Annotated in this window: 25 protein-coding genes; 17 read left to right on the top strand and 8 right to left on the bottom strand. The window is 63.1% G+C overall.

Annotated elements, in window-relative coordinates; all coding sequences use genetic code 11:
* Window positions 1–45: 45 nt before the first annotated feature.
* Window positions 46–891 (bottom strand): bifunctional 5,10-methylenetetrahydrofolate dehydrogenase/5,10-methenyltetrahydrofolate cyclohydrolase, encoded by an 846-nt coding sequence (locus KQI17_RS04390; protein WP_216494978.1) that lies wholly within the window; start codon window positions 889–891, stop codon window positions 46–48.
* A 192-nt stretch (window positions 892–1,083) separates the two neighbouring features.
* Between KQI17_RS04390 and KQI17_RS04385 the strand changes: the two genes are divergently transcribed.
* From KQI17_RS04385 to KQI17_RS04365, 5 genes are read left to right on the top strand one after another with little or no spacing between them, the layout of a single operon-like run.
* Window positions 1,084–1,656, top strand: coding sequence for a 5-formyltetrahydrofolate cyclo-ligase (locus tag KQI17_RS04385; RefSeq protein ID WP_216494977.1), 573 nt, complete (start codon window positions 1,084–1,086; stop codon window positions 1,654–1,656).
* Between the two features lie 4 nt (window positions 1,657–1,660).
* A complete protein-coding gene (locus KQI17_RS04380; protein WP_216494976.1) occupies window positions 1,661–3,253 on the top strand; it encodes an amidohydrolase family protein in 1,593 nt (530 codons plus the stop codon).
* Window positions 3,254–3,281: 28 nt separating this feature from the next.
* Window positions 3,282–4,319 carry an FAD:protein FMN transferase gene (locus KQI17_RS04375; RefSeq protein ID WP_216494975.1) on the top strand — a complete coding sequence of 346 codons (1,038 nt, stop codon included), beginning with the start codon at window positions 3,282–3,284 and terminating at the stop codon, window positions 4,317–4,319.
* Complete coding sequence (locus tag KQI17_RS04370) at window positions 4,294–4,698, top strand: NusG domain II-containing protein (protein ID WP_216494974.1); 405 nt, start codon at window positions 4,294–4,296, stop codon at window positions 4,696–4,698. Before KQI17_RS04375 ends, KQI17_RS04370 begins: the two co-directional genes overlap by 26 nt.
* A gap of 10 nt (window positions 4,699–4,708) precedes the next feature.
* Window positions 4,709–5,212, top strand: coding sequence for a Gx transporter family protein (locus KQI17_RS04365; protein ID WP_216494973.1), 504 nt, complete (start codon window positions 4,709–4,711; stop codon window positions 5,210–5,212).
* A gap of 63 nt (window positions 5,213–5,275) precedes the next feature.
* Here the strand turns inward: KQI17_RS04365 and KQI17_RS04360 are convergent, their stop codons facing one another.
* Both KQI17_RS04360 and KQI17_RS04355 read right to left on the bottom strand, forming a co-directional pair.
* Window positions 5,276–7,159: a heavy metal translocating P-type ATPase gene (locus tag KQI17_RS04360; RefSeq protein WP_216494972.1), complete on the bottom strand. Its 1,884-nt coding sequence runs from the start codon at window positions 7,157–7,159 to the stop codon at window positions 5,276–5,278.
* A gap of 54 nt (window positions 7,160–7,213) precedes the next feature.
* On the bottom strand, window positions 7,214–7,432 hold the full coding sequence (locus KQI17_RS04355) for a cation transporter (protein WP_022018703.1): 219 nt from the start codon (window positions 7,430–7,432) through the stop codon (window positions 7,214–7,216).
* Between the two features lie 184 nt (window positions 7,433–7,616).
* Between KQI17_RS04355 and KQI17_RS13850 the strand changes: the two genes are divergently transcribed.
* Both KQI17_RS13850 and KQI17_RS04345 read left to right on the top strand, forming a co-directional pair.
* Entirely contained in the window at window positions 7,617–8,396 is a 780-nt protein-coding gene (locus KQI17_RS13850; RefSeq protein ID WP_216494971.1) for a metalloregulator ArsR/SmtB family transcription factor, read from the top strand.
* Between the two features lie 30 nt (window positions 8,397–8,426).
* Window positions 8,427–9,419 (top strand): carbohydrate kinase family protein, encoded by a 993-nt coding sequence (locus KQI17_RS04345; RefSeq protein WP_371821947.1) that lies wholly within the window; start codon window positions 8,427–8,429, stop codon window positions 9,417–9,419.
* Between the two features lie 40 nt (window positions 9,420–9,459).
* Here the strand turns inward: KQI17_RS04345 and KQI17_RS04340 are convergent, their stop codons facing one another.
* Complete coding sequence (locus KQI17_RS04340; protein WP_216494970.1) at window positions 9,460–10,062, bottom strand: NAD(P)H-dependent oxidoreductase; 603 nt, start codon at window positions 10,060–10,062, stop codon at window positions 9,460–9,462.
* A gap of 151 nt (window positions 10,063–10,213) precedes the next feature.
* Here KQI17_RS04340 and KQI17_RS04335 point away from each other — a divergent pair, with 151 nt between their 5' ends.
* Window positions 10,214–10,951 carry a PrsW family intramembrane metalloprotease gene (locus KQI17_RS04335; RefSeq protein ID WP_216494969.1) on the top strand — a complete coding sequence of 246 codons (738 nt, stop codon included), beginning with the start codon at window positions 10,214–10,216 and terminating at the stop codon, window positions 10,949–10,951.
* Window positions 10,952–11,011: 60 nt separating this feature from the next.
* Here KQI17_RS04335 and hutG read toward each other — a convergent pair whose 3' ends face one another.
* The 4 genes from hutG to KQI17_RS04315 all read right to left on the bottom strand — a co-directional run bounded on the left by hutG (window position 11,012) and on the right by KQI17_RS04315 (window position 15,599).
* Window positions 11,012–12,028: a formimidoylglutamase gene (gene hutG, locus KQI17_RS04330; protein ID WP_216494968.1), complete on the bottom strand. Its 1,017-nt coding sequence runs from the start codon at window positions 12,026–12,028 to the stop codon at window positions 11,012–11,014.
* A 197-nt stretch (window positions 12,029–12,225) separates the two neighbouring features.
* Entirely contained in the window at window positions 12,226–14,028 is a 1,803-nt protein-coding gene (gene lepA, locus KQI17_RS04325; RefSeq protein ID WP_216494967.1) for a translation elongation factor 4, read from the bottom strand.
* Between the two features lie 21 nt (window positions 14,029–14,049).
* A complete protein-coding gene (locus KQI17_RS04320; RefSeq protein ID WP_216494966.1) occupies window positions 14,050–14,742 on the bottom strand; it encodes a helix-turn-helix domain-containing protein in 693 nt (230 codons plus the stop codon).
* Window positions 14,743–14,825: 83 nt separating this feature from the next.
* The gene (locus KQI17_RS04315) at window positions 14,826–15,599 is read right to left on the bottom strand and encodes a DUF975 family protein (RefSeq protein ID WP_216494965.1); all 774 of its coding nucleotides are present in this window, start codon (window positions 15,597–15,599) and stop codon (window positions 14,826–14,828) included.
* Between the two features lie 292 nt (window positions 15,600–15,891).
* Here KQI17_RS04315 and rsxC point away from each other — a divergent pair, with 292 nt between their 5' ends.
* The 9 genes from rsxC (at window position 15,892) to dnaK (ending at window position 24,746) form a co-directional block, all read left to right on the top strand.
* Entirely contained in the window at window positions 15,892–17,262 is a 1,371-nt protein-coding gene (gene rsxC / locus KQI17_RS04310) for an electron transport complex subunit RsxC (protein ID WP_216494964.1), read from the top strand.
* A gap of 5 nt (window positions 17,263–17,267) precedes the next feature.
* Window positions 17,268–18,248 carry an RnfABCDGE type electron transport complex subunit D gene (locus KQI17_RS04305; protein WP_216494963.1) on the top strand — a complete coding sequence of 327 codons (981 nt, stop codon included), beginning with the start codon at window positions 17,268–17,270 and terminating at the stop codon, window positions 18,246–18,248.
* Complete coding sequence (locus KQI17_RS04300) at window positions 18,248–18,844, top strand: FMN-binding protein (protein ID WP_216494962.1); 597 nt, start codon at window positions 18,248–18,250, stop codon at window positions 18,842–18,844. Before KQI17_RS04305 ends, KQI17_RS04300 begins: the two co-directional genes overlap by 1 nt.
* A gap of 18 nt (window positions 18,845–18,862) precedes the next feature.
* On the top strand, window positions 18,863–19,492 hold the full coding sequence (gene rsxE / locus KQI17_RS04295) for an electron transport complex subunit RsxE (protein ID WP_022018691.1): 630 nt from the start codon (window positions 18,863–18,865) through the stop codon (window positions 19,490–19,492).
* Window positions 19,493–20,083 carry an electron transport complex protein RnfA gene (locus KQI17_RS04290; protein ID WP_022018690.1) on the top strand — a complete coding sequence of 197 codons (591 nt, stop codon included), beginning with the start codon at window positions 19,493–19,495 and terminating at the stop codon, window positions 20,081–20,083.
* Between the two features lie 15 nt (window positions 20,084–20,098).
* Entirely contained in the window at window positions 20,099–21,016 is a 918-nt protein-coding gene (locus tag KQI17_RS04285) for an RnfABCDGE type electron transport complex subunit B (RefSeq protein WP_022018689.1), read from the top strand.
* A gap of 181 nt (window positions 21,017–21,197) precedes the next feature.
* The gene (hrcA, locus tag KQI17_RS04280; RefSeq protein WP_216494961.1) at window positions 21,198–22,244 is read left to right on the top strand and encodes a heat-inducible transcriptional repressor HrcA; all 1,047 of its coding nucleotides are present in this window, start codon (window positions 21,198–21,200) and stop codon (window positions 22,242–22,244) included.
* A gap of 3 nt (window positions 22,245–22,247) precedes the next feature.
* Window positions 22,248–22,838, top strand: coding sequence for a nucleotide exchange factor GrpE (gene grpE, locus KQI17_RS04275; protein ID WP_216494960.1), 591 nt, complete (start codon window positions 22,248–22,250; stop codon window positions 22,836–22,838).
* Between the two features lie 45 nt (window positions 22,839–22,883).
* Entirely contained in the window at window positions 22,884–24,746 is a 1,863-nt protein-coding gene (dnaK, locus tag KQI17_RS04270) for a molecular chaperone DnaK (protein WP_022018686.1), read from the top strand.
* The last annotated feature ends 66 nt before the right edge of the window (window positions 24,747–24,812 follow it).

The raw sequence follows: 24,812 nt of genomic DNA, 5'->3' as shown, positions 1-24,812 counted from the left end.
CGGCGCTTTCTGCGCCGCCGTTTTTGGACGATCCTTCGGTTTTGCTCAGCTTCTCCTCGCCGCCTCGATAACGTGGCTCGCGAGGATGGCCGTCGTCACCGCGCCGACACCGCCGGGCACGGGCGTGATGGCCTCCACGATCGGCTCCACCTCGGCGAAGCGGGTGTCGCCGCAGAGATTGCCGTCCGCGCCGACGTGGATGCCCACGTCCAGCACGATCTGGCCCGCGCGGACGCTCTCCGCGCCGACCATGCCGGCCTTACCGGCAGCGACCACGAGAATGTCCGCCTCGCGGCAGATGGCGGGCAGATTTTCGCTGCGGCTGTGGCAGATGGTCACAGTCGCGTGCTCGGCGAGCAGCAGCAGGGAGACCGGCTTGCCGATGACGAGGCTGCGGCCGATCACGACCACGCGCTTGCCCTTGATGGGCACGTTATAATGCTTGAGCAGCGCCACGCAGGCCGCGGCGGTGCAGGGCGGATAGCCGCCGTCGGTGCCGGCGTAGACCGCGGCGAGCGAGCCATCGGTGATGCCGTCCATATCCTTCTTCGGGTCGAGGGCGCGGCGGGCGGCCTCGTCGTCGAGGTGCTTGGGCAGCGGGCGGAACATCAGAACGCCGTGAACGCGCTCGTCCTCGTTGAGCGAACGGATGTTGTCCATCAGCTCCTGCTGGCCCGCGTCCTCGGGCAGCACGACCTGACGGACCGTGATGCCGACCTTCTCGCAGCGCTTGAGCGCGCCGCGCTCATAGGACAGATCGTCCTCGCGCGCACCCACGCGCAGAATGGCAAGGCAGGGCTCTGTGCCGTTTTTCTTCAGCTCCTCCGCCTGCTCATGCAGCTGTTCGGTCAACGCCCTGGCGGCGTCGGCCCCCTTGAGTAACATCGCCATGATGGTTTCCTCCTCATGCCGGCGCGGTGCGCCGTGATCTCAACGTTAGGATAACAAACAAAATTTTCGCTGTCAATTTCTTTTGCAAACCGTTTGCGCCGGAAGGATTTCCTTTCTTCGCCGCCTTGCTATTTCCGCCGCTTTCTGCTACCATAAGGGGGATGAAATTTTATCTGACCGGAGGGATATCCCATGTCCGTCATCGAAGAAAAGAAAGCCCTGCGCACCTATATCCGCCAGACCGAGCGCACGCTTGACCCCGCCTACAAGGCCGAAAGCTCGGAGGCCATCTGCCGCTGCGTCCTCGCGCTGGAGGAATACCGGGCCGCGGGGACCGTGTTCGCCTTTGCCGGCACCGTCCATGAGATCGACACCGCGCTGCTGCTGAAGGAGACTCTTGCCGCGGGCAAGACGCTCGTCCTGCCCCGCTGCGCCGAGGGCCACGCGCTCGACCTGTGCGTGGTCACGTCGATGGACGAGCTCGTGCCGGGGATGTACGGCATTTTAGAGCCGAAGGCGGACTGCGCGCTCGTCACGCCCGCCGACATCGACTTTGCCGTGGTGCCCTGCCTGTCGTTCGACCGCAGGGGCCGCCGGCTCGGACAGGGCGGCGGCTACTATGACCGTCTGCTGCCGCAGCTGAGCTGTCCGACCTGCCTCATCTGCCGCGAGCGGCTGATGAGCGAGGCCGTTCCCACCGAGGAGCATGACCGCCGCTGCACGCTCTACGTCACGGAGCGCGGCGTCATGGAGCCGGAGGCGTAAGACCATGCTGGACTGGCTCATTCGCGGTGCGCAGGTGCTCGACGGCACCGGCGCGGACGCTTTTCCCGCCGACGTCGGCATCAAGGACGGAACCATTGCCGCGGTCGGTCGTCTGACCGACGCCGATGCCGCGCACGTTCTTGACGCGCGGGGCCGCACGCTGACGCCCGGCTTTCTGGATATTCACCGCCACACCGACGCGGCGCTGTTCCGCCCCAATTTTGGACGTGCCGAGCTGGCGCAGGGTCTGACCACGCTCGTCGGCGGCAACTGCGGAATGTCGCTCGCGCCGCTCGCGGGGGCGCACGCTCCCGCCGTGCGCTCATATCTCGCGCCCATCACCGGCGCGTTCGGGGACGAGCTGTGCTTCGCGTCCCTTGCGGACTATTTCGCCGCAGCAGAGCGGACGCCGCAAATCGTGAACAACGCCATGCTCGCGGGCATGGGGACGCTTCGCGCCCTCGTCGCGGGCTTTGACGACGCCCCGCTGACGGACGGGCAGTACAGGGAGCTGCACCGCCTTGTGGAGCGCTCACTCGCCGACGGCGCGGTCGGCGTATCCCTCGGTCTCGGCTACGCGCCCGAGTGCTTTTACTCGACCGAGGGGCTGATCCGCGCGCTTGAGCCGCTGCGCGGTGGGAGGCTGCCCGTCACCGTTCATATGCGGCAGGAGGGCGACGGCGTGGTGGACGCGCTGCGCGAGATGCTGACCGTCGCCCGGGAGCTGCGCTGCCCCGTGGAGATCTCGCACCTCAAGGGCATCGGGCGGAGGAATTGGGGCCGCGCCGTGCCGGAGATGCTCCGGCTTCTTGAAAACGCCCGCGCGGAGGGGCTGGACGTCGCCTGCGACGTGTATCCCTATTCCGCCGGCTCGACCCAGCTCATTCACGTTCTGCCGCCGGAATTTCAAAAGGGCGGGCTGGATGCGCTGACCGCCGCGCTGCGCGATCCGGGCTCCCGCGCCGCCATGCGCGGACGCATGGAGACGGGCAGCGACTTTGAAAACATCACGCACCTCGTCGGCTTTGAGAACGTCGTTCCGATCTCGCTGCACACGGAGGAGTATAAGCCGTTCGAGGGCAAATCTCTCGCGGAGATCGCGGACACGCTCGGCAAGGACCCCTATGACGCACTCTTCGACCTGCTCGCCGCCGAGCGCTGCGAGGCTGGCATGATCGACTTCATCGCCGCGGAGGAGGACATCGAGGCCATCCTGCGCGCGCCGTTCTCCGTGCCCATTTCCGACGCGACCTATCCCGTCGAGGGGCTGTGCCACCCGCGCGTGTACGGCAGCGCGGCGCGCTTTCTCGCGCACTATGTCCGCGAGCGCGGCATCCTCACGCTGCCGCAGGCCGTGCACAAGCTCACGATGCAGTCTGCCGACCGGCTCGGTCTTTCCCGCAAGGGACGCATCGCCGTCGGCGCGGACGCCGACCTGTGCCTGTTCTCGCCGGAAAATATCCGGGAGAACGGCACCTATACCGCCCCGCGGCAGCTCGCCGCAGGCATGGACGCCGTGTTCATCGCGGGCGTACCGGAGATCATGGACGGGCAGTTTACCGGCGAGACACGGGGACGCGTGCTGCGGGCACACTAACGAACGCTTCATTATTTCGGAGGAAGCTATGACAAAACGTATGTTGACAGCCGTTCTGACTGTGGCGCTCGCGCTGTCCCTTACCGCCTGCGGCGGGAGAACGCAGCAGGAAGCGGGCGAAACGCGCACGGTCTACACGATGGACACGGTGATGAATCTGACCGCCTACGGCGAAAACGCCTCCGCCGCACTCGACGCGGCGGAGGAAACGCTGCGCACGCTCGACGCGAAGCTCGACCGCCACGACAAGGCAAGCGCGGTGAGCGCGCTCAACCGCGACGGCACGGTCGAGGACGCGGAGCTTGCCCAACTCACGGACATCGCGCGGACCATCGGCGAGCTTTCGGGCGGGGCGTTCGATCCTACCGTCGCGCCCGTGATGGACGCATGGGACTTCACCGGCGATGCGCCGCGCGTGCCGTCGGACGAGGAGCTGTCCGCGCTGCTCGCGCACGTCGGTTTGGAAAAGCTGTCGGTGGACGGCAATACGATCGCCCTCTCGGACGGTGCGCAGCTCGACCTCGGCGGCATCGCCAAGGGCTATGCGGGCGATGCGGTACGCACCGTCCTCGCGGAGCTCAACGTAACGAGCGCGGTCATCGACCTCGGCGGCGACGTCGGGCTGCTCGGCGCGAAGCCGGACGGCAGCGACTGGCGCGTCGCGGTCAAGGACCCTGCCGACCCGTCGGAATTTCTCGGCGTGCTGACGGCGGCGGACACCTTCGTGGTGACCTCCGGCATCTATGAGCGCGGCTTTGAGGAAAACGGCGTGCGCTACCACCACATCATCGACCCCAAGACCGGGAAGCCTGCCGAGAGCGGGCTGGTAAGCGTGACGGTCGTGTGCGGCGACGGCGCGTGGGCCGACGCGCTCTCCACCGCCTGCTTCGTGCTCGGCGAGGCGGGAAGCCTTGCACTGCGTGATACGCTCGCGGCAGAGAAAAATCTGCGCATCGAGCTGATCCTTGTGACCGATGACGGCCATGTGCGCTATACTGCGGGACTGGCGGAACGCTTTGAGCCGAGCGAGGAGGGAACCTATGTCTACGAAGCCATCATCGCCTGAGCTGCGCCCCAACCGCTATGACGCGCTCGTGGTGCTCGTCGTGCTGGCGCTCGCCGCGGCGCTGGCGGTCAGGCCGTTTCTCGCCGCCCGCGCGCCGCAGAGCGGTGCGCTGACGGTCGTGGTCTCCGCCGACGGACAGGAGCTCGACCGGCTCCCGCTCGCGCAGTTCGGCACGCATACCTATGCGAACAACGGCTACACGCTGACGGTCACGGCGGCGGGCGGCGCGGTGTCGGTCACGCAGAGCGACTGCCCGGGGCAGGACTGCGTCCACTCCGGCGCGATCTCCCGCGCGGGGCAGAGCATCGTGTGCCTGCCCGCGCGCATCGTGGTGGAGCTGGTCGGCGCCGCCGACGGCTACGACCTCGTGACGGGTTAGGAGGGGCGGCATGAGGTTCTCAACGAAAGCTATCACGACCTGCGCCGTGCTTGCCGCGCTGGCGCTCGCGCTCTCCTATCTGGAAGCCTTTTTCCCTCCGCTGCTGCCGCTGCCCGGCGTAAAGCTCGGGCTCGCGAACATCGTGACGGTCTACGCGCTCTATGCCCTCGGCGCGTCGAGCGCGCTCGCCATCCTCGTGGTGCGCTGTCTGCTCGGCTCGCTCTTTGCGGGCAATGCCTCGTCGCTCCTTTTCTCTCTGCTCGGGGGACTTGCCGCCATGCTGGTGATGATCGCGCTGCACGCTCTGCCGCGGCTTTCGGTCTACGGCGTGTCCGTCGGCGGCGCGGCGGCGCACAACTGCGGACAGGTCGCCGCCGCGATGCTCACGCTCGGCTCGGCCGCGCCGCTCGCTTACCTGCCGTTTCTGCTGCTCGTGTCGGTGTTCACCGGCGCGCTGACCGGCTTTGTCGCCGCGCTGCTGTTCCGCGCCATGCGTCACGCGCGGGCGAAATGAAGTGTAAAAATCAAACGCTCCGACGAAGGTCGGAGCGTTTGATTTTTATTTGGGGACTGTTTTTCACAGATCGTGCACGCGCAGGGCGCGGATGGCGTTGAGCACCGCAAGGACCATCACGCCGACGTCGGCGAAAATGCCCATCCACATATTGGCGAAGCCGAGGGCGACGAGCAGCAGGCACAGCAGCTTCACGCCGAGGGAAAAGACGATGTTCTCATGCACGATGCGGATGCACTTGCGGGAGATCTTGATGGCCTTGGCGATCTTCATCGGATCGTCGTCCATCAGCACCACGTCGGCGGCCTCGATAGCCGCGTCGCTGCCCATCGCGCCCATGGCGATGCCGATGTCCGCGCGGGAGAGCACGGGCGCGTCGTTGATGCCGTCGCCGACGAAGGCGAGCTTCGCGCCCTCCGGCTCGGCCTTGAGCAGTTCCTCGACCCGCGCGACCTTATCGGCGGGCAGCAGCTCCGCGCGGACCTCATCCACCCCGAGGTCACGCGCCACATAGTCCGCGACCTTCTGAATGTCGCCGGTGAGCATGACGGTCTTGGTGACGCCCGCCGCCTTGAGCGCGGCGATGGCGTCGCGGGAATGGGGCTTTTCCACATCGGAGATGACGATGTGGCCCGCATACTCGCCGTTCACCGCGATATGGACGATGGTGCCGACGCTGTGGCACTCGTGCCACGCGACGCCCAGCTCCTCCATGAGCTTACCGTTTCCGGCGGCGACGGTCACGCCGTCCACCACCGCGGTCACGCCGCGGCCGCTGTGCTCCTGAATGTCCGTGACGCGGGAGCGGTCCAACGCACCGCCGGCAGCCTTCTGCAAGCTCTTGCTGATGGGGTGCGAGGACGCGCACTCGGCAAGCGCCGCGTATTCGAGCAGCTTTTCCTGCGCCATCGGGCTGTGATGCACGGCGCTGACCTCAAACACACCCTGCGTGAGCGTGCCGGTCTTGTCGAACACGACGGTCTTCGTCTGGGAGAGGGCCTCGAGGTAGTTGGATCCCTTGATGAGCACGCCCTCCTTGCCCGCGCCGCCGAGGCCGGCGAAGAAGCTGAGCGGGATACTGATGACGAGCGCGCAGGGGCAGGAGATGACGAGGAAGGTCAGCGCACGGTAGACCCAGGTGCCCCAGTCCGCGTCCGCGCCGGAGACGGTCAGCGCCAGCGGCGGCAGAATGGCGAGCGCGAGCGCGCTGTAGCACACGGCGGGAGTGTAGACCTTAGCAAAGCGGGAAATGAAGCTCTCGGAGCGGGACTTGTGGCTGCTGGAATTTTCCATCAGCTCCAGAATTTTGGAAACCGTGGATTCGCCGAACGCCTTCGTTGTGTGGACTTTCAGAACGCCCGTCATGTTGATGCAGCCGCTGATGATCTCGTCGCCCGCGCTCACATCGCGCGGCAGGCTCTCGCCGGTCAGCGCGGCGGTGTTGAGCGTGGAGACGCCGTCCTCGACCACGCCGTCGATGGGCACCTTTTCGCCCGGCTGGACGGTGATGACCGTGCCGACGGCGACGTCGTCGGGGTCGACCTGCTCGAGCTTACCGTCGCGCTCGATGTTCGCGTAGTCGGGGCGGATGTCCATGAGCGCGGTGATGCTGCGGCGGGACTTTCCGACCGCGTAGCTCTGGAACAGCTCGCCGATCTGATAAAAGAGCATAACGGCGACCGCCTCGGAATAGTCGCCGCTCCTTTCATAGAGTGCCAGCGCGATGGCACCGACGGTCGCAACCGCCATGAGGAAATTTTCGTCGAACACCTGCCGGTTGCAGATGCCCTTCCACGCCTTGCGCAGGATGTCGCAGCCGACCGTCAGGTAGGCCGCGAAATAGAGCGCGGCGGAGACGGGCGCCGGCAGGGGAATCAATTTCGCCGCGAGGAACAGCACCGCCGCGGCCAGGATGCGATAGAGCATCTTTTTCTGTTTCTTCGTCATGGGAAAGCCCTCCGTAGAAGTCCGCCCCGAGGTCTGTCCCCGGGGCGGTGTGATTTACAGGTAGATCTCGCAGTCGTCCTCGACCTTTTTGCAGTTCTTCAAAACGGCCTTCATCACGGTCTTGGGGTCCTGACCGTCGGCAAATTCCACCGTCATCTTCTGCGTCATGAAGTTGACCACCGCATCCGCGACGCCCTCGGTCTTCTTCGCGGCATCCTCCATCAGGTTCGCGCAGTTGGCGCAGTCCACTTCGATCGGATAGGTCTTTTTCATCCTAAAATGCCCCTTTCTTTTTTGTCGCTTAAACAATTAAGCACTTGTTTAATTCTTATGGCTGTACTATACTGAAGATACCCGAAAAAGTCAAGGACTTCGCCGCGTTCTCTGCCGAACGGGCGAAAAGTCCTGCCAAACGGGAGATTCGGCACACAGGGACTACCGGAAAAGGAGCGGAAATATGCAACCGTTTGAGCTTCCCCATCAGCACGAGGACGCCTCGCATCTGCATGAATTGGAGGAGTACCTCCGCAGGACCGAGTATTTTCAAACCGTCGCGCTGGTCTTTCGCCAGCTCTCCGACGCAAACCGCGTGCGGCTCTTCTGGCTTTTGTGCCACTGCGAGGAGTGCGTGGTCAACCTCGCGGCCATGATGGGCATGAGCCCGCCCGCGCTCTCGCATCACCTGCGCCAGCTGCGTGAGAGCGGACTGATCGTCAGCCGCCGCGACGGCAAGGAGGTCTACTACAAGGCTGCGGAGAGCGAACAGGCGCAGCTGCTGCACCGCATGATCGAGCGCACCGTGGAGATCGCCTGCCCCGAGGAGGGCGAGGACGTCGCCTCCGCCCCGCACCTGCCGCCGCTCGACGCGCACGCGCTCGAGGGCGCGCACGGGTGCAGCGCCGAGCAGCTTGAGACCATCCGCCGCGTCCACGAGGCGCTGACCGCAGACCTCTCCAGCCGCATCACCATCGACGAGCTCTCGCGCCGCTTCCTGATGAACCCCTCCACGATGAAGGAGGTCTTCAAGACCGTTTACGGGCAGTCCATCGCCGCGCACATCCGCGAGCACCGCATGGAGCGCGCGGCAGAGCTGCTGCGCGAAACGGACGCGAGCATGGCGGAGATCGCCGCTGCCATCGGCTACGAGAGCGCGAGCAAATTCTCCGCCGAATTCCGCAAAGCCTACGGCGCGCTGCCGACGGAGTATCGCCGCGCCGCACGCGTGGAAAAAGGATAGGGGCTTGCAGTCCGCGGAAAGTATGTTATCATGGAAACAGAAACCAACGAAACGGAGAGAAGAGAAATGGGTATTGTCGTTTTGGGCGCGGTCTTTGTGGACATCAAGGGCTATCCCTCGGACGTTTACATTCCCGGCGGGCGCAACGCCGGTCGGGTGGAGCAGATGCACGGCGGCGTGAGCCGCAACATTGTGGAGGACATTGCCAACGTCGAGCTGCAGCCGACCTTCATCGGTCTGGTGGACGACACCGGCGCGGGCGCGGATGTGGTGCGCAAGCTCAAGGCGCATAAGGTCAACACGGACTACATCCGCGTAACGAAGGACGGCATGGGCACCTGGCTCGCCATCTTCGACAACGGCGGCGACGTGGTGGCGGCCATCTCCAAGCGGCCCGACCTCCGTCCGATCCTGAGCATTTTAGAGGAGCAGGGCGACGAGATCGTTTCCCGCGCCGACAGCATCGCCTTTGAGATCGACATGGATAAGGAGATCGTGAAGAAGGTCTTTGCCCTTGCCGAGAAATATCACAAGCCGGTGTACGCGGTGGTGTCGAACATGAGCATCGCGGTGGAGCGGCGCGACTTCTTCCGCTCAACGCACTGCTTCGTCTGCAACCAGCAGGAGGCTGGCATCCTTTTCTCCGAGGATTACGACGACAAGACGCCGGAGGAGATGCAGAAGCTCCTCGCCGCGCGCATCCGCAGCGCGCAGATCCCGCGCATGGTGGTGACGATGGGCGCGCAGGGCGCGGTGTATGCCACGAACGACGGTGAGGAGGGCTGGTGCCCCGCCAAGAAGGTGGACGTGAAGGACACCACCGGCGCGGGCGACGCCTTCTTCGCGGGCGTGACCATCGGCCTGACCTACGGCAAGACAATGGCGGAGGCCTGCGAGATCGGCACGCGGCTGGCCGCGTCGGTCATCTGCACATCGGAAAACGTCTGCCCGCGCTTTCTGCCGAGCGAGTTCGGCATCGACCCGAGCGGGCTTGAGCGCGAGCAGCTTTCGCTGGAGCTGTAATAGGGGAGAGGAGAAGGCCGCAGCCTTCTCCTCTTTCGCGTCAAAAGGTCTTTCCCAGCGCATCGGCGCGGGCAAGGGCCTCGTCCATCCGCGCTTGCGCGTCCACGCGCTCGTCGTCCAGCCCCTCGGCACAGAGCAGCTCAAATTTCGGGATGCCGAACATGGCGCACAGCGCCTTGAGCTGGCGCGCGCCCATCTCCATCCATTCCGTTTCCGGCAGGGAGTAATCCCCGCCGCGCGTGGTGACGAGCAGCAGCTTTTCCGCGCGGCAGCGGCCGACAAGCCCGCTTTCCTCGTAGCCGAAGGTGATGTCGCGCATGGAAACGCGCTCAAGGTAAATTTTCAGAATGGCGGGGAAGGATAATTCCCAGAACGGCGCAGCGAGCACGATGCGGTCCGCGCGGGCAAACTGCCATGCGTCGGCGAACAGCGGATCGTCGAGCTTCCCCGCTGCGGCGAGCGCGTCGCGGCGGGCCAGCACCTCGGGGTACTGCGGCTCGAGACGGTCGCGCATGAGATTGCGGTGAAGGATCGCTGCGTCCGGATTCGCAGCAGCGTAGGACGATAAAAAGCGTTCGGCGAGCATACGGGAGCGGGACTCCGCGCCCCGCACACAGGCATCCACAAACAAAAGCTGCGGCATAGTCGGCCTCCTTTGGTCGGGAAAATCTTGCTCCCATTATATCCGCTTTGCCGCGGCGCGGCAAGCCGCGCTGAAAATTTTTCGCGCGGGCGTTGCCAAACGGCGAAAAACAGCGTATCATGCTTGCAGATCAATGCTCAAGAGGTGCCGTATGTTTCTTCTTTACATGAATCCCATTCTGATCGCCGCAGCGGTCGTGCCGGCGGTCTTTCTGCTCATCAGGGTCTATCACGCCGACCGTCTGGAGCCGGAGCCGTCAGGGCTTCTGCTCTCGCTGATCCTGCGCGGCGTGTTCGCCACGGTCATCGCGATGGTGCTCGAGGAGCTTGGCTCAGCCCTGCTTGGGAGCGTCTATGCGGAAAACTCCCTGCCCTACAACGTCATCATGTACTTTGTCATCGTCGCCTTTTCCGAGGAGGGCGCGAAGTATATCCTGCTCCGCCGCCGGACATGGCGCTCGGACGCCTTCAACTGCCAGTTCGACGGCGTGGTGTACGCCGTGTTTGTCTCGCTCGGCTTCGCCCTGTGGGAGAATCTCGGCTACGTCGCCATGTACGGCCTGAGCACCGCGCTCGTGCGCGCCGTGACCGCAGTCCCCGGCCACGCCTGCTTCGGCGTGTTCATGGGCGTCTACTACGGCCGCGCCAAGCGCTATGACAACGACGGCGACTTCGTGAAGGCCAAGCGCTGCCGCACGATGGCGGTTCTGATGCCCGCGCTGCTGCACGGCGCCTATGATTTCATCGCCACGATGGAGGACCCTAACTGCGAATGGATGTTCCTTGTCTTTGTCCTTGCGCTGTTCGCCGTGTCGCTGAAGCTCGTGCGTGTCGGCTCGCGCAGCGACCGCTACATCGATGGCGGCGAGGGTCCGCTGTTCTTCGGATAACGGCATAAGAAAAGAGACGAAAGCGCGTGCTTTCGTCTCTTATTTCATCGCATCCGCCGCTTATTCGGCGGCGTATTCCAGACCGTTCATGCGGCAGAGCGTGTTGATGACCGCAAAGATGATGACCGCGCCGAGGTTGGCGGTGGTGTTGTCCTGATCGAAACGAGGGGATATCTCGCAGATGTCGAAGCCACGGACCTTGCGCGTGCGCAGAACGTGCTTGAGCAGCGGCAGCACGACCTCGGGATCGAGTCCCAGCGACTGCGGCGCGCTGACGCCGGGCGCGAAGGCCGAGGAGAACACGTCCGTGCAAACGGTGATGTAGGCGTCGCGGCAGCGGTAGAGGAAGGTGTCCATGCGCTCCAAAATGGACTCCATGTTGCTGCCCTGGATCTCCTTGGCGAGCACATAGTCCACGCCCAGCTCCCGCGCCTTTTTGAACAGGCTCACGGTGTTGCTGTGCTGCTGGATGCCGATGGGGAAGTAGTGGTACGGCGTGCCCTCGGCCCTGCACACGTCCGCCATCTGGCGGAACATCGTGCCGGAGGAATTGCCCATGTCGTAGGGGCGCAGGTCAAAGTGCGCGTCGAAGTTCACGATGCCGAGCTCCGGCGTGCGGCCCTTGTCCTTGAGGTAATTGTGCTGGCCCTGAAAGTGGCCGAAGGTCGTCTCGTGACCGCCGCCGAGCACGATGGGGAAGAGCTTGCGGCGCAATATCTCCTCGACCGCGAGGCCCAGCTCACGCTGGCCCTCCTCAAGAGAGATCTCGTCGCAGACGATATCGCCCGCGTCGAAGAGCTTGACCTCCTGCGAAAAGGTGCAGGGGAGGTTCGACATCTGACCGCGCACGAAGTCCGGCGCGAGCGCCGTGCCGGTGCGGCCCTTGTTGCGCGCCACGCCCTTGTCGCTGCAAAAGCCGACAAAGGCAAAGCCGAGCGCCCCGTCGAACGGCGCGCCGCCGTCGTTGAGATCGAGCGGCTGCACCCACTGGTGCCATCGGAAGGCGTCGTAATCGCTGTCGCTGTCTACGCGGCCCTTCCAGCAGGGCATGGCGCTGACATAATGATCCAAAAGCATGAAAAAGCCTCCAATCCGAAAAATCACTCGTCCAGCTTGAGGACGGCAAGGAACGCCTCCGTCGGCACCTGCACCGTGCCAAGGCTGCGCATCTTCTTTTTGCTCGAAAGGGCTGCGCCCTTTCGGCGGCTCCGCCGCCGTCATTCAACGCACGCCGCTGCCGCGGCGGCTCGCTTGCGCTCGCAGGAGGGCAAAAATCACTCGTCCAGCTTGAGGACGGCAAGGAACGCCTCCGTCGGCACCTGCACCGTGCCGAGGTTCCGCATCTTCTTTTTGCCCTCCTTCTGCTTCTCGAGCAGCTTCTTTTTGCGCGTGATGTCGCCGCCGTAGCACTTGGCGAGCACGTCCTTGCGCATGGCCTTGACCGTCTCGCGCGCGATGACGCGTCCGCCGATGGCGGCCTGCACCGGCACCTCGAAAAGCTGGCGGGGAATGTTATCCTTGAGCTTTTCGCACAGGCGGCGCGCACGGGGATACGCCTTATCCTTATGTGCGATGAAGCTCAGCGCGTCCACCTGGTCGCCGTTGAGCAGCATATCGACCTTCACCAGCTCGCTGCGGCGGTAGCCGGAAAGCTCGTAGTCAAGCGAGGCGTAGCCCTTGGTGTTGGCCTTGAGCGCATCGAAGAAATCGTAGATGATCTCGTTGAGCGGCATTTCGTAGTGCAGCTCGACGAGGTAGGTATCAAGATACTGCATATCCTTGAACTCGCCGCGGCGCTCCTGACACATCGGCATAATGTTGCCGACGTAGTCGGGCGGCGTGACGATGGTGACCTTGACGTAGGGCTCCTCCGCGTGCTCGATGACGCTCGGGTCGGGGTAGTTGTGCGGATTGTCCACGCGCACCATCGTGCCGTCGGTCTTGTAGACCTCGTAAATAACGCTCGGCAGCGTGGTGACGAGGTCGAGGTCAAATTCGCGCTCAAGCCGCTCCTGAATGACCTCCATGTGCAGCATTCCGAGGAAGCCGCAGCGGAAGCCGAAGCCGAGGGCGACGGAGCTTTCCGGCTCGAAGGTCAGGCTGGCGTCGTTGAGCTGGAGCTTTTCCAGCGCGTCGCGCAGGTCGGGGTACTTGCTGCCGTCCTCGGTGTAGATGCCGCAGTAGACCATCGAGCGCACCTTGCGGTAGCCGGGCAGCGGCTCGCTCGCGGGGTTCTCCGCGCCGGTCACGGTGTCGCCGATCTGCGTTTCGTGGACGTCCTTGATGCTGGCGGTGAAGTAGCCGACCTGACCGGCCTCGAGCTGCTTCGCCGGCTCAAGCCCCAGCGGGCGCATCAGACCGCATTCGAGCACCTTGAAGGTCGCGCCGGTCGCCATCATTTTGATCTCCATGCCGGGCCTGATGGTGCCGTCCTTGAGGCGCATATAGACGATCACGCCGCGGTAGGCGTCGTAATAGCTGTCGAAGATCAGCGCCTTGAGCGGGGCGTTCGGGTCGCCCTTGGGTGCGGGGAGGTTGTGGACGATGTCCTCAAGCACCGCGTCGATGTTGATGCCGAGCTTGGCGGAGATCTCCGGCGCGTCCTCGGCGGGGATGGCAAGGATATTCTCGATCTCCTCCTTCACACGCTTGGGATCGGCGGCAGGCAGGTCGATCTTGTTGATGACGGGGCGGATCTCCAAATCGTGCTCCATCGCAAGATAGGTGTTCGCGAGCGTCTGGGCCTCGATGCCCTGTGAGGCGTCCACGATGAGCAGCGCGCCCTCGCAGGCGGCGAGAGAGCGCGAGACCTCGTAGTTGAAGTCCACATGACCCGGGGTGTCGATGAGGTTGAGCGTGTAGACCTGCCCGTCCTGCGCGGTGTAGTCAAAGGTGACGGCGCGGGCCTTGATGGTGATGCCGCGCTCGCGCTCGAGGTCCATATTGTCGAGGATCTGATCCTCCATCTCACGCGCGGAGACGGCGTTGCACTTTTCCAGCAGGCGGTCCGCCAGCGTGGACTTGCCATGGTCGATATGCGCGATGATGCTGAAGTTGCGGATGTTTTTTTCGTTCATAGCGGTTGCTCCTGCATGGTGTTAATGGGAAGATGGCATCTGCGCGATCCATTTATTAGCCTGCTCGTCGGCGGCGTGCAGCACCTGCGTCATGCTCTGCGCGAGGCCGGGGTAGCTGCCGGTCAGCGTCTCGGCGTCCATCGCGGGAAACGCGCCGTCCCCAGCGGCGTGCCGCTCGAGCGCAAGGCGGTAGAGCGCGCGGCTTTGCAGCATCGCGGCGTCGCTTGCGCCGGCGGAGAAGGCCGCCGCGTCGAGCGCGAAGAAGGCGTCCTTCCCGCCCGCGGCGCGGTGCAGCGCACGGTAGAGCGGATAGATTGCCGCGCCGAGATACTGTCCCGCCGCGGTGACGGCCTCACGGCAATTCGTCTTGCCGAGCAGCTCGAAGAGCAGGTTGACGGTGTTCACCAGCAGCTTCTTTTGCAGCGTAGCGGCGATGCTGCCGCGCAGGGTGCCCTTCTCGTCGCTCGAGTCGTACAGCTCGTCGGAGTCGATCATGCCGCCGTCGCGGTCGAGCGTGCGGCCGAGCAGATAGTCCGCGGAGACATGATAGTAGTCGCACGCCTTCTTCACAAAGGCGAGGCCCGGCTCGCGGACGCCGTTTTCATAGTGGCTCAAAAGCGCCTGCGAGATGCCGAGGTCGGCAGCCGCCTTGCGCTGGGAGATCTCTTTCTCCTGCCGCAGCAGGGCCAGGGTGCGCGAAAAATCAGCGTTCATGCGCGTTTTTCTTCCTCATTTCTACAGATTGCAATTACAGCTCGTAGAGTATAGCAGGTTTTATACAGCTTGTAAATGATTTTTTAGAACTCCGGCGTGTAGCTGCTGCGATCCTGCCGCGGCGGCTCCTCCGGCGCGGTGGCGCGCAGGTAGAACCCGCATTCCGAGAGGGCGAAGTAGGGCGTGAGGTAAATGTCCACGACTCCGGTGAGCACCGTGAGGATCAGCGAGCCGAGCATGATGCCGAGGAAGCTGTCCGGCATGAGCGCGAGGATAACGCCCTCGTAAACGCCGACGATCACAAAAACGATGAGGTACCAGCCGATGAAGCTCAGATGCAGACCGAACAGCTGGCCCTTGTAGCCGATCGTCTGCCGCTTGCTGCGGTTAAGCGCCTCCATCACGCCAAGCTCCGGATCCTGGCAGAGGTTCCAGATGGCGAAGGAGTAGCGGTAGACCGCAATGATTCCGGGGATCACGAAAAGCATCGACCACAGGGCGACGAAAAATCCCTCGACGATGTACAGGGCGATGACCTTGCCGGCAAAGGTGAAGCCGTCGAACAGGCTCTCGTAGGGCATCTCCTCGCGGCGGTGGACGCCGAGACAGTAGCACTTATAGCCCGCGTCGAGCACCTGCGTAATGAGGCCGACGAGGATGCTGACGAAGGAAACGGACACAAAGGCCACGCCGACGATGCGGCCGGTCAGGCTCGTGAGCGCCGTGTCGAGCAGGCTCAGGGCAAGCGAAACGGCAAGAAACAGCAGCGTGAATTTGATGGGCGAGACCCTCGCCGTGCGGATCAGTTCTCTGGCCTCGCGCCTGATCGCAGCGCGGTCGAGCTGACGGATGGGCATGATACGGTCCTCCTTATCCTTTGTAGAAAAAGTATAGCACCCGCTCTCCGGCGCGTCAAGCGGGCATAGCCGGCGGCGCGGGGACATAGCATGGTTCGGCGGAAGAGGCAAAATCGGAAGCCGCTTCGCATACAGGAAGCGTAAAAATTCAACAAATTTCGATAAACTGCCGGAAAATATGCGTTTTGGCAAAAAGTTATGACTGGACAACGCTTTGCAGTTGATGTATAATCTCAACGATTATGGAGTAGTGTGCGCATTGCTCCAAGCAGTAAAAGATGAGGTGAAGACAATGGCACAAGCTTTCTTTGGCGGCGTTCATCCCAACGACATGAAGGCCGCAACGAATGAGAAGGCCATCGAGCAGCTCTCTCCCCCGCCCGCTCAGGTGGTCATTCCCATGTCGATGCACTTCGGTGCACCGTGTACCCCCATCGTGTCTGTCGGTGACTATGTGAAGGTCGGTCAGAAGATCGGCGAGTTCAAGGGTCTCGGCGCTCCCATCCATGCCAGCGTTTCCGGCAAGGTGGTCGCGATCGAGCCGCGCCCGTATTCCATGGGCGGCAACATGACCTCCGTCGTGATCGAGAACGATTATCAGAACACCGTCAGCGAAGAGGTCAAGGCTCCGGCCGACCCGAACGCTCTGACCACGGAGGAGATGATCGAGATCGTCAAGAACGCCGGTATCGTCGGTATGGGCGGCGCGACGTTCCCGACCCACGTCAAGATCTCCGGCGGCATCGGCCAGGTCACGACCGTGATCATCAACGGCGCGGAGTGCGAGCCCTACATCACCGGCGACCATCGCGCGATGCTCGAGCGCACCGAGGAGATCATCGGCGGCGCGAGCTATCTCGTCAAGATGTTCGGCGTGGATAAAGCCATCATCGGCGTGGAGGACAACAAGAAGAACGGCATCGACGCGCTCAACAGGGTCATTGCGGAGACCAAGGCGCCCGTCATCGTCGTGCCTCTGCACTGCCGTTACCCGCAGGGCGGTGAAAAGCAGCTCTGCCAGGCCATCACCGGCAAGCAGGTGCCCCCCGGCGGCCTGCCCAGCGCCATCGGCTGCGCCGTGTTCAACATCAACACGACCATCGCCATCTTCCGCGCCATCACGACCGGTATGCCCGTTGTGAGCAAGGTCGTCACCGTGTCCGGCTCCGGCGTGATCGAGCCGAAGAACGTCGAGTGCCCCATCGGCACCCCCGTTTCCTGCCTGTTTGATTACTGCGGCGGTCTGAAGGACGAGACCTTCAAGATCATCGCGGGCGGCCCGATGATGGGTATGGCGCAGTACACCTGCGATATTCCCGTCGCCAAGGGCACCGGCGCGATGCTCGCCTTCGCCGCCGACGAGGACAAGACCGTTGAGAACCCCACCTGCATCCGCTGCGGCCGCTGCGTGGAGGCCTGCCCCGTGCATCTCGAGCCCCTCTATATGTATATGTATGAGCAGAAGGGCATGATCGAGGAGCTGGAGGCCGCCAACATCATGGACTGCATGGAATGCGGCGCCTGCGCCTACATCTGCCCGGGCCGTCTGCACCTGACGCAGACCTTCAAGACCGGCAAGCAGAAGGTCAAGGACGCTGCCGCCAAGAGAAAAGCCGCCGCCGAGGCCGCCAAGGCTGCCGAGGCTGCGAAGAAGGAGGCATAAGAGAAATGACTGATTATAAGAATCTGAAGCTCAGAGCTTCCTCCAACCCCCACATCCGCAACGGCGAGGACACGCGCGGGCTGATGCTCGACGTCATCATCGCCCTGATGCCCGCCCTGCTCTTCGGCGTGTGGCAATTCGGCGTCCGCGTGGCGATCTCCGCGGTCGTTTCCGTCGCCTCCGCCATCTTCTTTGAGTGGCTCTACCGCAAGCTGCTGCACAAGCCCCAGATGATCGGCGACCTGTCCGCCGCCGTCACGGGCCTGCTGCTGAGCATGGTCTGCCCGCCGGAGCTTCCCGTGTGGATGCTCGTGGTCGGCAACTTCTTCGCCATCTTCGTCGTCAAGCAGCTCTACGGCGGTCTGGGCAAGAACTTCCTCAACCCCGCGCTCGCCGCGCGTGCCGCGCTCGTCGCGTGCTACGCCTCCGCCATGACCAGCTGGAGCAAGGTCGACGCCGCCACCGGCGCGACCCCGATGGCTCTGCTCAAGGCCGGCGACATGGAGGCGCTGACCGCCGCCTATCCCATCAAGGATATGGCCATCGGCTTCATCAGCGGCTCTGCCGGTGAGGTCTCCGCGCTGATGCTGCTCATCGGCGGCGTTTACCTCATCGTCCGCAAGGTCATCTCCTGGCAGACTCCGGTCGCCTACATTGCCACCGTCGCGGTCGTCACCTTCCTGTTCCCGCGCGGCAACGACCCCATGACCTTCATGCTCTACAACGTGCTCGGCGGCGGTCTGTTCCTCGGCGCCTTCTTCATGGCGACCGACTATGTGACCTCCCCTGTCACCAAGAAGGGCCAGCTCATCTTCGGTCTCGGCTGCGGCCTGATCACGGTGTTCATCCGCTACTTCGGCTCCTATCCCGAGGGCGTGTGCTACTCCATCCTGATCATGAACTGCTGCACCTGGATCATCGACAAATACACCAAGCCCACCCGCTTCGGCGTTGACAAGAAAGCCAAGAAGGAGGCGGCAAAATAATGAAGATCGAAGGTAAATTCATTCTCAAGGTCGCCGGCACGCTGACCGCCATTTCTCTGGTCGTCGCGGCGCTGCTCGGCGCGACCAACGCGCTCACCGAGGACAAGATCGCAGCCATCAACAAGGCGAACACCGAGGTCGCTCTCGCGGCGGTCGTCAGCTCGCCCGACTGCGAGTTCCCGCCCATCGAGGAGATCCCGCAGGCCGCTATCGACGCCGCCAAGACGCAGAGCGGCAAGCTCACCGAGGCCTACCGCGTCGTCGTGAACGGCGAGGACGCCGGCTATGCGTTCAAGATCGTCGCCGGCGGCTCGCAGGGCGACATCGAAATGATCGTCGGCGTGGACGCCGACCTGGCCATCACGGGCATCTCCGTGGTCGACGCCGCCGAAACGAGCGGCATCGGCACCAAGGTCATCGCCAATGAGGCGACCACCGCCGGCACCGGCGCGCTCGATCAGTTCGTTGGCAAGTCCGGCGCGGGCTCGCTCGTCGTCAAGACCAACATCGACGCCGTTTCCGGCGCGACCGTGACCACCAAGGGCATCACCAAGGGCGCGAATGCCGCTTTGGCCGCCGCGGAAGCCATGGCTTAAGAAAGGGGGACGAGATCAATGAATTTTAAGAAACAGCTCAAAGACGGTCTTATCTATCAAAACCCCGTTCTGGTGCAGGTCCTCGGTATGTGCTCCACCATGGCCATCACCACCAGCATCTCCAACGGCGTCGGCATGGGCATTTCCGTCCTCATTATCCTGACGCTCTCCAACATCTTTATTTCGCTCCTGCGCAAGATCATCCCCAATGAAGTGCGTATCGCGTGCTACATCGTCGTCATCGCGGGCTTCGTCACCATCGTTGACCTGTGCCTGCAGGCGTTCTTCCCCGACATCGCCAAGAGCCTCGGCGTGTTCATTCCGCTGATCGTCGTCAACTGCATCGTGCTCGGCCGTGCCGAGGCCTTCGCCAGCAAGAACTCCGTCGCCGCCTCCGCGGTGGACGGCATCTGCCAGGGCATTGGCTACACCGTCGTTCTAGTCATCATGTGCACGGTGCGCGAGCTGCTCGGCGCCGGCACCCTGATGGGCATTCAGATCATGCCCGCGTCCTACACGCCGGCTCTGATGCTCGTGCTGCCCGTCGGCGGCTTCCTGTGCCTCGGCACGCTCATTGCCGTGATGCAGTGGGCGCTCGCCAAGGGCGAGAAGAAGGCCGCGGAAAAGAACGAAAAGGAGGGCAACTAAATGAGTATCACGTCCTTGCTTGCCATTTCCCTCGGCGCGATCCTGACCAATAACTTCATCTTCGCACAGTTCCTCGGTATCTGCCCGTTCCTCGGTGTCTCCAAGAAGAGCGACACCGCCATCGGCATGGGTCTCGCGGTCACCTTCGTCATGGGCATCGCCTCCGCCGTCTGCTTCGGCGTGAACAAGCTGCTCATCGCGCTGGACCTCGGCTATATGCAGACCGTGGCGTTCATTCTCGTCATCGCCGGTCTCGTGCAGTTCATCGAGATGTTCCTCAAGAAGTCCATGCCGTCTCTGTACACGGCTCTGGGCGTGTATCTGCCGCTCATCACCACCAACTGCGCCGTGCTCGGCGTGGTGCTGCTGAACGTGCAGAACGACTACACCTTCATCGCATCTGTGGTCTACGGCATCACCGGCGGCCTCGGCTTCCTGCTGGCGATCTACCTGTTCTCCACCATCCGTGAGCGCGTGCAGTTCGCCGACTATCCCAAGTGCTTTGAAGGCTTCCCCATCGCGCTGATCACCGCAGGTCTGATCGCCCTGGCATTCATGGGCTTCTCCGGCCTGCAGGTCTGGCCCGTGTAAGGAGGGTAATGGAATATGGAAAATATCATTTTTGCTGTCCTCGTTCTGGGCGCGATCGCGATCGTGTTCGGCCTGATCCTCTCGGTCGCCGCAAAGGTCTTTGAGGTCAAGGTCGACGAGCGTCTGCCCAAGATCCAGGAGTGCCTGGCCGGCGCGAACTGCGGCGGCTGCGGCTACCCCGGCTGCGCCGGCTGCGCGGAAGCGATCCTCGCCGGCAAGGCTCCCGTCACCGCCTGCGCGCCCGCCGGCGCGGAGGGCGCTGCCAAGATCGCCGCGATCATGGGCATGGAAGCGCCCAGCGGTGAGAAGATGGTCGCTCACGTCATCTGCAACGGCGGCGATGCCGCTGTGAAAAACTTCGAGTACGTCGGCATTGCCGACTGCGTGGGCGCGCTCAAGGTCGCCGGCGGCCCGACCGCCTGCTCCTTCGGCTGCCTGGGCTTCGGCTCCTGCGTCGCCGCCTGCCAGTTCGACGCTCTGCACATCAACGACAAGGGTGTTGCCGAGGTCGACAAGGAAAAGTGCACCAACTGCGGCGCCTGCCGTGAGGCCTGCCCGCGCAAGCTGATCGTCGAGGTCCCCTACAAGCAGAAGGTGTTCGTCAACTGCGCGAACAAGAACAAGGGTCCCGCCGTCACCAAGGTCTGCGCCAACTCCTGCATCGCCTGCGGTATGTGCGAGCGCACCTGCAAGTTCGACGCCATCCATGTTGTGAACAACGTGGCTGTCATCGACTACACCAAGTGCCGCAACTGCACCATGTGCGCCAAGGCCTGCCCGAAGAACGCCATCGAACCCATTCCTACTCCCGAGGAGAAGGAGAAGTTCAAGGCCGCGCAGAAGGCCATGGCCGAGAAGAAGGCCGCTGCCGCCAAGGCTGCTGCCGAGGCTGCCGCCGCCGCGAAGGCTGCGGAGGCTCCGAAAGCCGAATAAGGCATCCTATTGCAAAAAGGAAGAGGAAAACCGGAAACGGTTTTCCTCTTCCTTTTATTATCCAATCTTAGTTCACAAACTGTTTACACACCGCCCTATTGACATTGGCATACACTGGTGGTACACTGCGTTTAGCACTCGAGGATAAGGAGTGCTAAATCTATGAGAGAGGGTCGGAGGCATGGAGCTGAGCGCACGCAAAAAGCAGATACTCAAGCGTGTGATCGAGGATTACATTGCCTCCGCCGAGCCGGTCGGCTCGAAGGCCATCGCGCAGGAGATGGGCGGGAGCGTTTCCTCCGCCACCGTGCGCAATGAGCTTGCCGAGCTGTCCGATCTGGGCTACCTTGAGCAGCCGCACACCTCCGCCGGCCGCGTGCCGTCCCCCAAGGGCTACCGGCTGTATGTCAACGAGCTGATGGAGCGGCGCGAGGTCTCCGCGGCGGAGGCCGAGGAGATCAATGAGACCCTACAGGACAAAATGTCCGCCGCGGGCAGCATGATCTCGCAGGCCGGGCAGATGGTATCCTCCATCGTCGATTATCCCGCCTACGCGGTCGCCGAGGGCAAAAGCGGCGTGACCGTCAAGCGCTTCGAGCTGCTGGGCGTGGACGACACGAGCTTCATCACCGTCGTGATGACGGACGACAGCCGCGTGAAGTCCCAGCTGCAGCGCTCGCCGCTCGCGTTCGACCGCGCGCGGCTCACCGATCTGAGCGCTCTGCTCAACACGCACTTCACCAAGCAGTCCCGCGAGGAGATGAGCGCGAAGCTCATGGGGCTTTCCGATCAGATCGCGCCGGAGCTGTTTCTGGTGCTCTCCGCGACGGTCGGCTATGCCGCCGAAATTCTGGAGGAGACCGCCAAAAAGGACGTGTTCACCACCGGCGCGAGCCAGATTCTGAAGATGCCCGAGTACCGCGACCTCGATAAAGCGCACGACCTGATGACGTTCTTTGTGGACAACAAGGAAAATCTCCCGGTCCCCGAGGACGACACCCCGCTGAAGATCCTCATCGGGCCGGAAAACGTCAACGAGGCACTGCGCGACACGAGCGTCGTCGTCGCCAGCTATGACATCGGCGACGGGATGCGCGGGCTGGTCGGTGTGGTCGGTCCCACAAGAATGGATTACGCCACCGTGACCGCACGGTTGAGCTACTTTGCAGACAGTCTGACGCGGATGTTCGGGAAAAGCGAGCTTCCGCCCAAGGAAGAGAAGGAGTAAGAAATGCCGAAGAAGGATAAGCAGAACGCACAGCCCGAGACCCCCGAAAAGGAGCCGCAGGCCGCGGCTGCCGAGGAAAAGGAGCTTCCCCCCGAGGATAAGAAGGAGGAGGCGAAGGCCGAGACCTTCACCGTCACGCGCGAGCAGATGGAGAAGATGGAGGGCCTTGCCAAGCAGCTTGCCGAGGAGCATGACCAGTATCTGCGGCTCGCCGCCGAATACGATAACTACCGCAAGCGCACCGCCAAGGAAAAGGAAGGCATCTACGCCAACGCGAAGATCGACACCATCAAGGGTATGCTTCCGGTGTACGACAATCTCGAGCGCGGCCTCGCCCAGTTCGGCGCGGAGGACGACGATCCCCACAAGAAGGGGCTTGAGATGATCTTCAACCAATATAAAGAAGCGCTCACCAAGCTCGGTGTCACGCCGATCGACTGCGTGGGCAAGGAATTTGATCCCGAGCGGCACAACGCCGTGATGCACATTGAGGACGAGAGCTGCGGCGAAAATACCGTGGTCGAGGTCCTGCAGCAGGGCTTCATGCTCGGCGACAAGGTCCTGCGCTTTGCGATCGTCAAGGTCGCCAATTAAAATCGCAAACAAATAAAATTAAGATAGATTTAGGAGGACAAAATTATGTCTAAAGTCATCGGTATTGATTTAGGTACTACCAATAGCTGCGTTGCCGTTATGGAAGGCGGCGAAGCCGTCGTTATCCCCAACGCGGAAGGCAACCGCACCACGCCGTCCGTCGTCGCGTTCTCCAAGACCGGCGAGCGTATGGTCGGTCAGGTCGCCAAGCGTCAGGCCATCACCAATCCCGACCGCACCATCTCCTCCATCAAGCGTGAGATGGGCACGGATCACAAGGTCACCATCGACGGCAAGGCCTATACCCCGCAGGAGATCAGCGCAATGATCCTGCAGAAGCTCAAGAGCGACGCCGAGGCCTATCTGGGCCAGACCGTCACCGAGGCGGTCATCACCGTCCCCGCGTACTTCACCGACTCTCAGCGTCAGGCCACCAAGGACGCCGGCAAGATCGCCGGTCTTGAGGTCAAGCGTATCATCAACGAGCCGACCGCTGCCGCCCTCGCCTACGGCGTGGATAAGGAGCAGAGCCAGAAGGTCATGGTCTACGACCTCGGCGGCGGCACGTTCGATGTCTCCATCCTCGACATCGACGACGGCGTGATCGAAGTTCTTGCCACCGCCGGCAACAACCGTCTCGGCGGCGACGACTTCGACGAGTGCATCATGAAGTGGATGGTCAGCGAGTTCAAGCGCACCGACGGCGTGGACCTCAGCGGCGACAAGGTCGCCATGCAGCGCCTGAAGGAAGCCGCCGAGAAGGCCAAGATCGAGCTGTCCGGCGTGACCTCCACCAACATCAACCTGCCCTATATCACCGCCGACGCCACCGGCCCGAAGCACCTCGACCTCACCCTCACCCGCGCGAAGTTCAACGAGCTGACCGCGCATCTGGTCGAAGCGACCGCCGGCCCCGTCAAGCAGGCCATGAGCGACGCCGGTCTTACCGGAAACGATATTCACAAGGTCCTGATGGTGGGCGGCTCCAGCCGTATCCCCGCCGTGCAGGAAATGGTCAAGAAGCTCACCGGCAAGGAAGGCTTCAAGGGCATCAACCCCGATGAGTGCGTCGCCATGGGCGCGGCTCTTCAGGCGGGCGTGCTGACCGGCGACGTCAAGGGCCTGCTGCTGCTCGACGTCACCCCGCTGAGCCTCGGCATCGAGACCATGGGCGGCGTGTGCACCAAGCTCATCGACCGCAACACCACCATCCCCGTGAAGAAGAGCCAGATCTTCTCCACCGCCGCCGACAACCAGACCAGCGTTGAGGTCAACGTCCTGCAGGGCGAGCGTGAGATGGCTGCCGCCAATAAGAGCCTCGGCCGCTTCCACCTCGACGGCATCGCTCCGGCGCGCCGCGGCGTGCCGCAGATCGAGGTCACCTTTGACATCGACGCGAACGGCATCGTGAACGTCAGCGCGAAGGATCTCGGCACCGGCAAGGAGCAGCACATCACCATCACCTCCTCCACCAACATGAGCAAGGAGGACATTGAGAAGGCCGTCAAGGAAGCGGAGCAGTATGCCGCCGAGGACGCCAAGGTCAAGGAGAAGGTCGAGGTCCGCAATCAGGCCGACCAGATGGTCTACCAGAGCGAGAAGACCCTCGGCGAGGTGGGCGACAAGATCCCCGCAGACGAGAAGAGCAAGGTCCAGGCGGGCATCGACAAGCTCAAGGAGACCCTCAAGGGCGACGACACCGACGCCATCAAGGCCGCGACCGAGGAGCTCACGCAGCTCTTCTACGCGATGAGCGAGAAGCTCTACCAGCAGGCGAATCCGCAGGGCGCGCAGGGCGCAGGCCCCGACATGGGTGGCGCTCAGGGCGGCGCTCAGACCGGCCCCGACGGTCAGCAGTATTACGACGCCGACTACAAGGTGGTTGACGACGACGAGAACAAGAAGTAAAATAGACCAACCAACGCAGCGGGGACAGTATTCTACTGCCCCCGATTGCGGCGTTTTTAGGAGCAT

Origin of the sequence: Oscillibacter sp. MSJ-31, assembly GCF_018918025.1 — a bacterium.
Classification (GTDB): domain Bacteria; phylum Bacillota; class Clostridia; order Oscillospirales; family Oscillospiraceae; genus Hominicoprocola.
Note: the sequence above shows the minus strand (reverse complement) of the source record. Positions and strands in the feature narration are given on the sequence as shown.

What these genes read in the sequence shown, in the direction of transcription:
- KQI17_RS04390 (WP_216494978.1), bottom strand. Translation starts at nt 891, where the DNA reads ATGGCGATGTTACTCAAGGGGGCCGACGCCGCCAGGGCGTTGACCGAA.
- KQI17_RS04385 (WP_216494977.1), top strand. Translation starts at nt 1,084, where the DNA reads ATGTCCGTCATCGAAGAAAAGAAAGCCCTGCGCACCTATATCCGCCAG.
- KQI17_RS04380 (WP_216494976.1), top strand. Translation starts at nt 1,661, where the DNA reads ATGCTGGACTGGCTCATTCGCGGTGCGCAGGTGCTCGACGGCACCGGC.
- KQI17_RS04375 (WP_216494975.1), top strand. Translation starts at nt 3,282, where the DNA reads ATGACAAAACGTATGTTGACAGCCGTTCTGACTGTGGCGCTCGCGCTG.
- KQI17_RS04370 (WP_216494974.1), top strand. Translation starts at nt 4,294, where the DNA reads ATGTCTACGAAGCCATCATCGCCTGAGCTGCGCCCCAACCGCTATGAC.
- KQI17_RS04365 (WP_216494973.1), top strand. Translation starts at nt 4,709, where the DNA reads ATGAGGTTCTCAACGAAAGCTATCACGACCTGCGCCGTGCTTGCCGCG.
- KQI17_RS04360 (WP_216494972.1), bottom strand. Translation starts at nt 7,159, where the DNA reads ATGACGAAGAAACAGAAAAAGATGCTCTATCGCATCCTGGCCGCGGCG.
- KQI17_RS04355 (WP_022018703.1), bottom strand. Translation starts at nt 7,432, where the DNA reads ATGAAAAAGACCTATCCGATCGAAGTGGACTGCGCCAACTGCGCGAAC.
- KQI17_RS13850 (WP_216494971.1), top strand. Translation starts at nt 7,617, where the DNA reads ATGCAACCGTTTGAGCTTCCCCATCAGCACGAGGACGCCTCGCATCTG.
- KQI17_RS04345 (WP_371821947.1), top strand. Translation starts at nt 8,427, where the DNA reads ATGGAAACAGAAACCAACGAAACGGAGAGAAGAGAAATGGGTATTGTC.
- KQI17_RS04340 (WP_216494970.1), bottom strand. Translation starts at nt 10,062, where the DNA reads ATGCCGCAGCTTTTGTTTGTGGATGCCTGTGTGCGGGGCGCGGAGTCC.
- KQI17_RS04335 (WP_216494969.1), top strand. Translation starts at nt 10,214, where the DNA reads ATGTTTCTTCTTTACATGAATCCCATTCTGATCGCCGCAGCGGTCGTG.
- hutG (WP_216494968.1), bottom strand. Translation starts at nt 12,028, where the DNA reads ATGCTTTTGGATCATTATGTCAGCGCCATGCCCTGCTGGAAGGGCCGC.
- lepA (WP_216494967.1), bottom strand. Translation starts at nt 14,028, where the DNA reads ATGAACGAAAAAAACATCCGCAACTTCAGCATCATCGCGCATATCGAC.
- KQI17_RS04320 (WP_216494966.1), bottom strand. Translation starts at nt 14,742, where the DNA reads ATGAACGCTGATTTTTCGCGCACCCTGGCCCTGCTGCGGCAGGAGAAA.
- KQI17_RS04315 (WP_216494965.1), bottom strand. Translation starts at nt 15,599, where the DNA reads ATGCCCATCCGTCAGCTCGACCGCGCTGCGATCAGGCGCGAGGCCAGA.
- rsxC (WP_216494964.1), top strand. Translation starts at nt 15,892, where the DNA reads ATGGCACAAGCTTTCTTTGGCGGCGTTCATCCCAACGACATGAAGGCC.
- KQI17_RS04305 (WP_216494963.1), top strand. Translation starts at nt 17,268, where the DNA reads ATGACTGATTATAAGAATCTGAAGCTCAGAGCTTCCTCCAACCCCCAC.
- KQI17_RS04300 (WP_216494962.1), top strand. Translation starts at nt 18,248, where the DNA reads ATGAAGATCGAAGGTAAATTCATTCTCAAGGTCGCCGGCACGCTGACC.
- rsxE (WP_022018691.1), top strand. Translation starts at nt 18,863, where the DNA reads ATGAATTTTAAGAAACAGCTCAAAGACGGTCTTATCTATCAAAACCCC.
- KQI17_RS04290 (WP_022018690.1), top strand. Translation starts at nt 19,493, where the DNA reads ATGAGTATCACGTCCTTGCTTGCCATTTCCCTCGGCGCGATCCTGACC.
- KQI17_RS04285 (WP_022018689.1), top strand. Translation starts at nt 20,099, where the DNA reads ATGGAAAATATCATTTTTGCTGTCCTCGTTCTGGGCGCGATCGCGATC.
- hrcA (WP_216494961.1), top strand. Translation starts at nt 21,198, where the DNA reads ATGGAGCTGAGCGCACGCAAAAAGCAGATACTCAAGCGTGTGATCGAG.
- grpE (WP_216494960.1), top strand. Translation starts at nt 22,248, where the DNA reads ATGCCGAAGAAGGATAAGCAGAACGCACAGCCCGAGACCCCCGAAAAG.
- dnaK (WP_022018686.1), top strand. Translation starts at nt 22,884, where the DNA reads ATGTCTAAAGTCATCGGTATTGATTTAGGTACTACCAATAGCTGCGTT.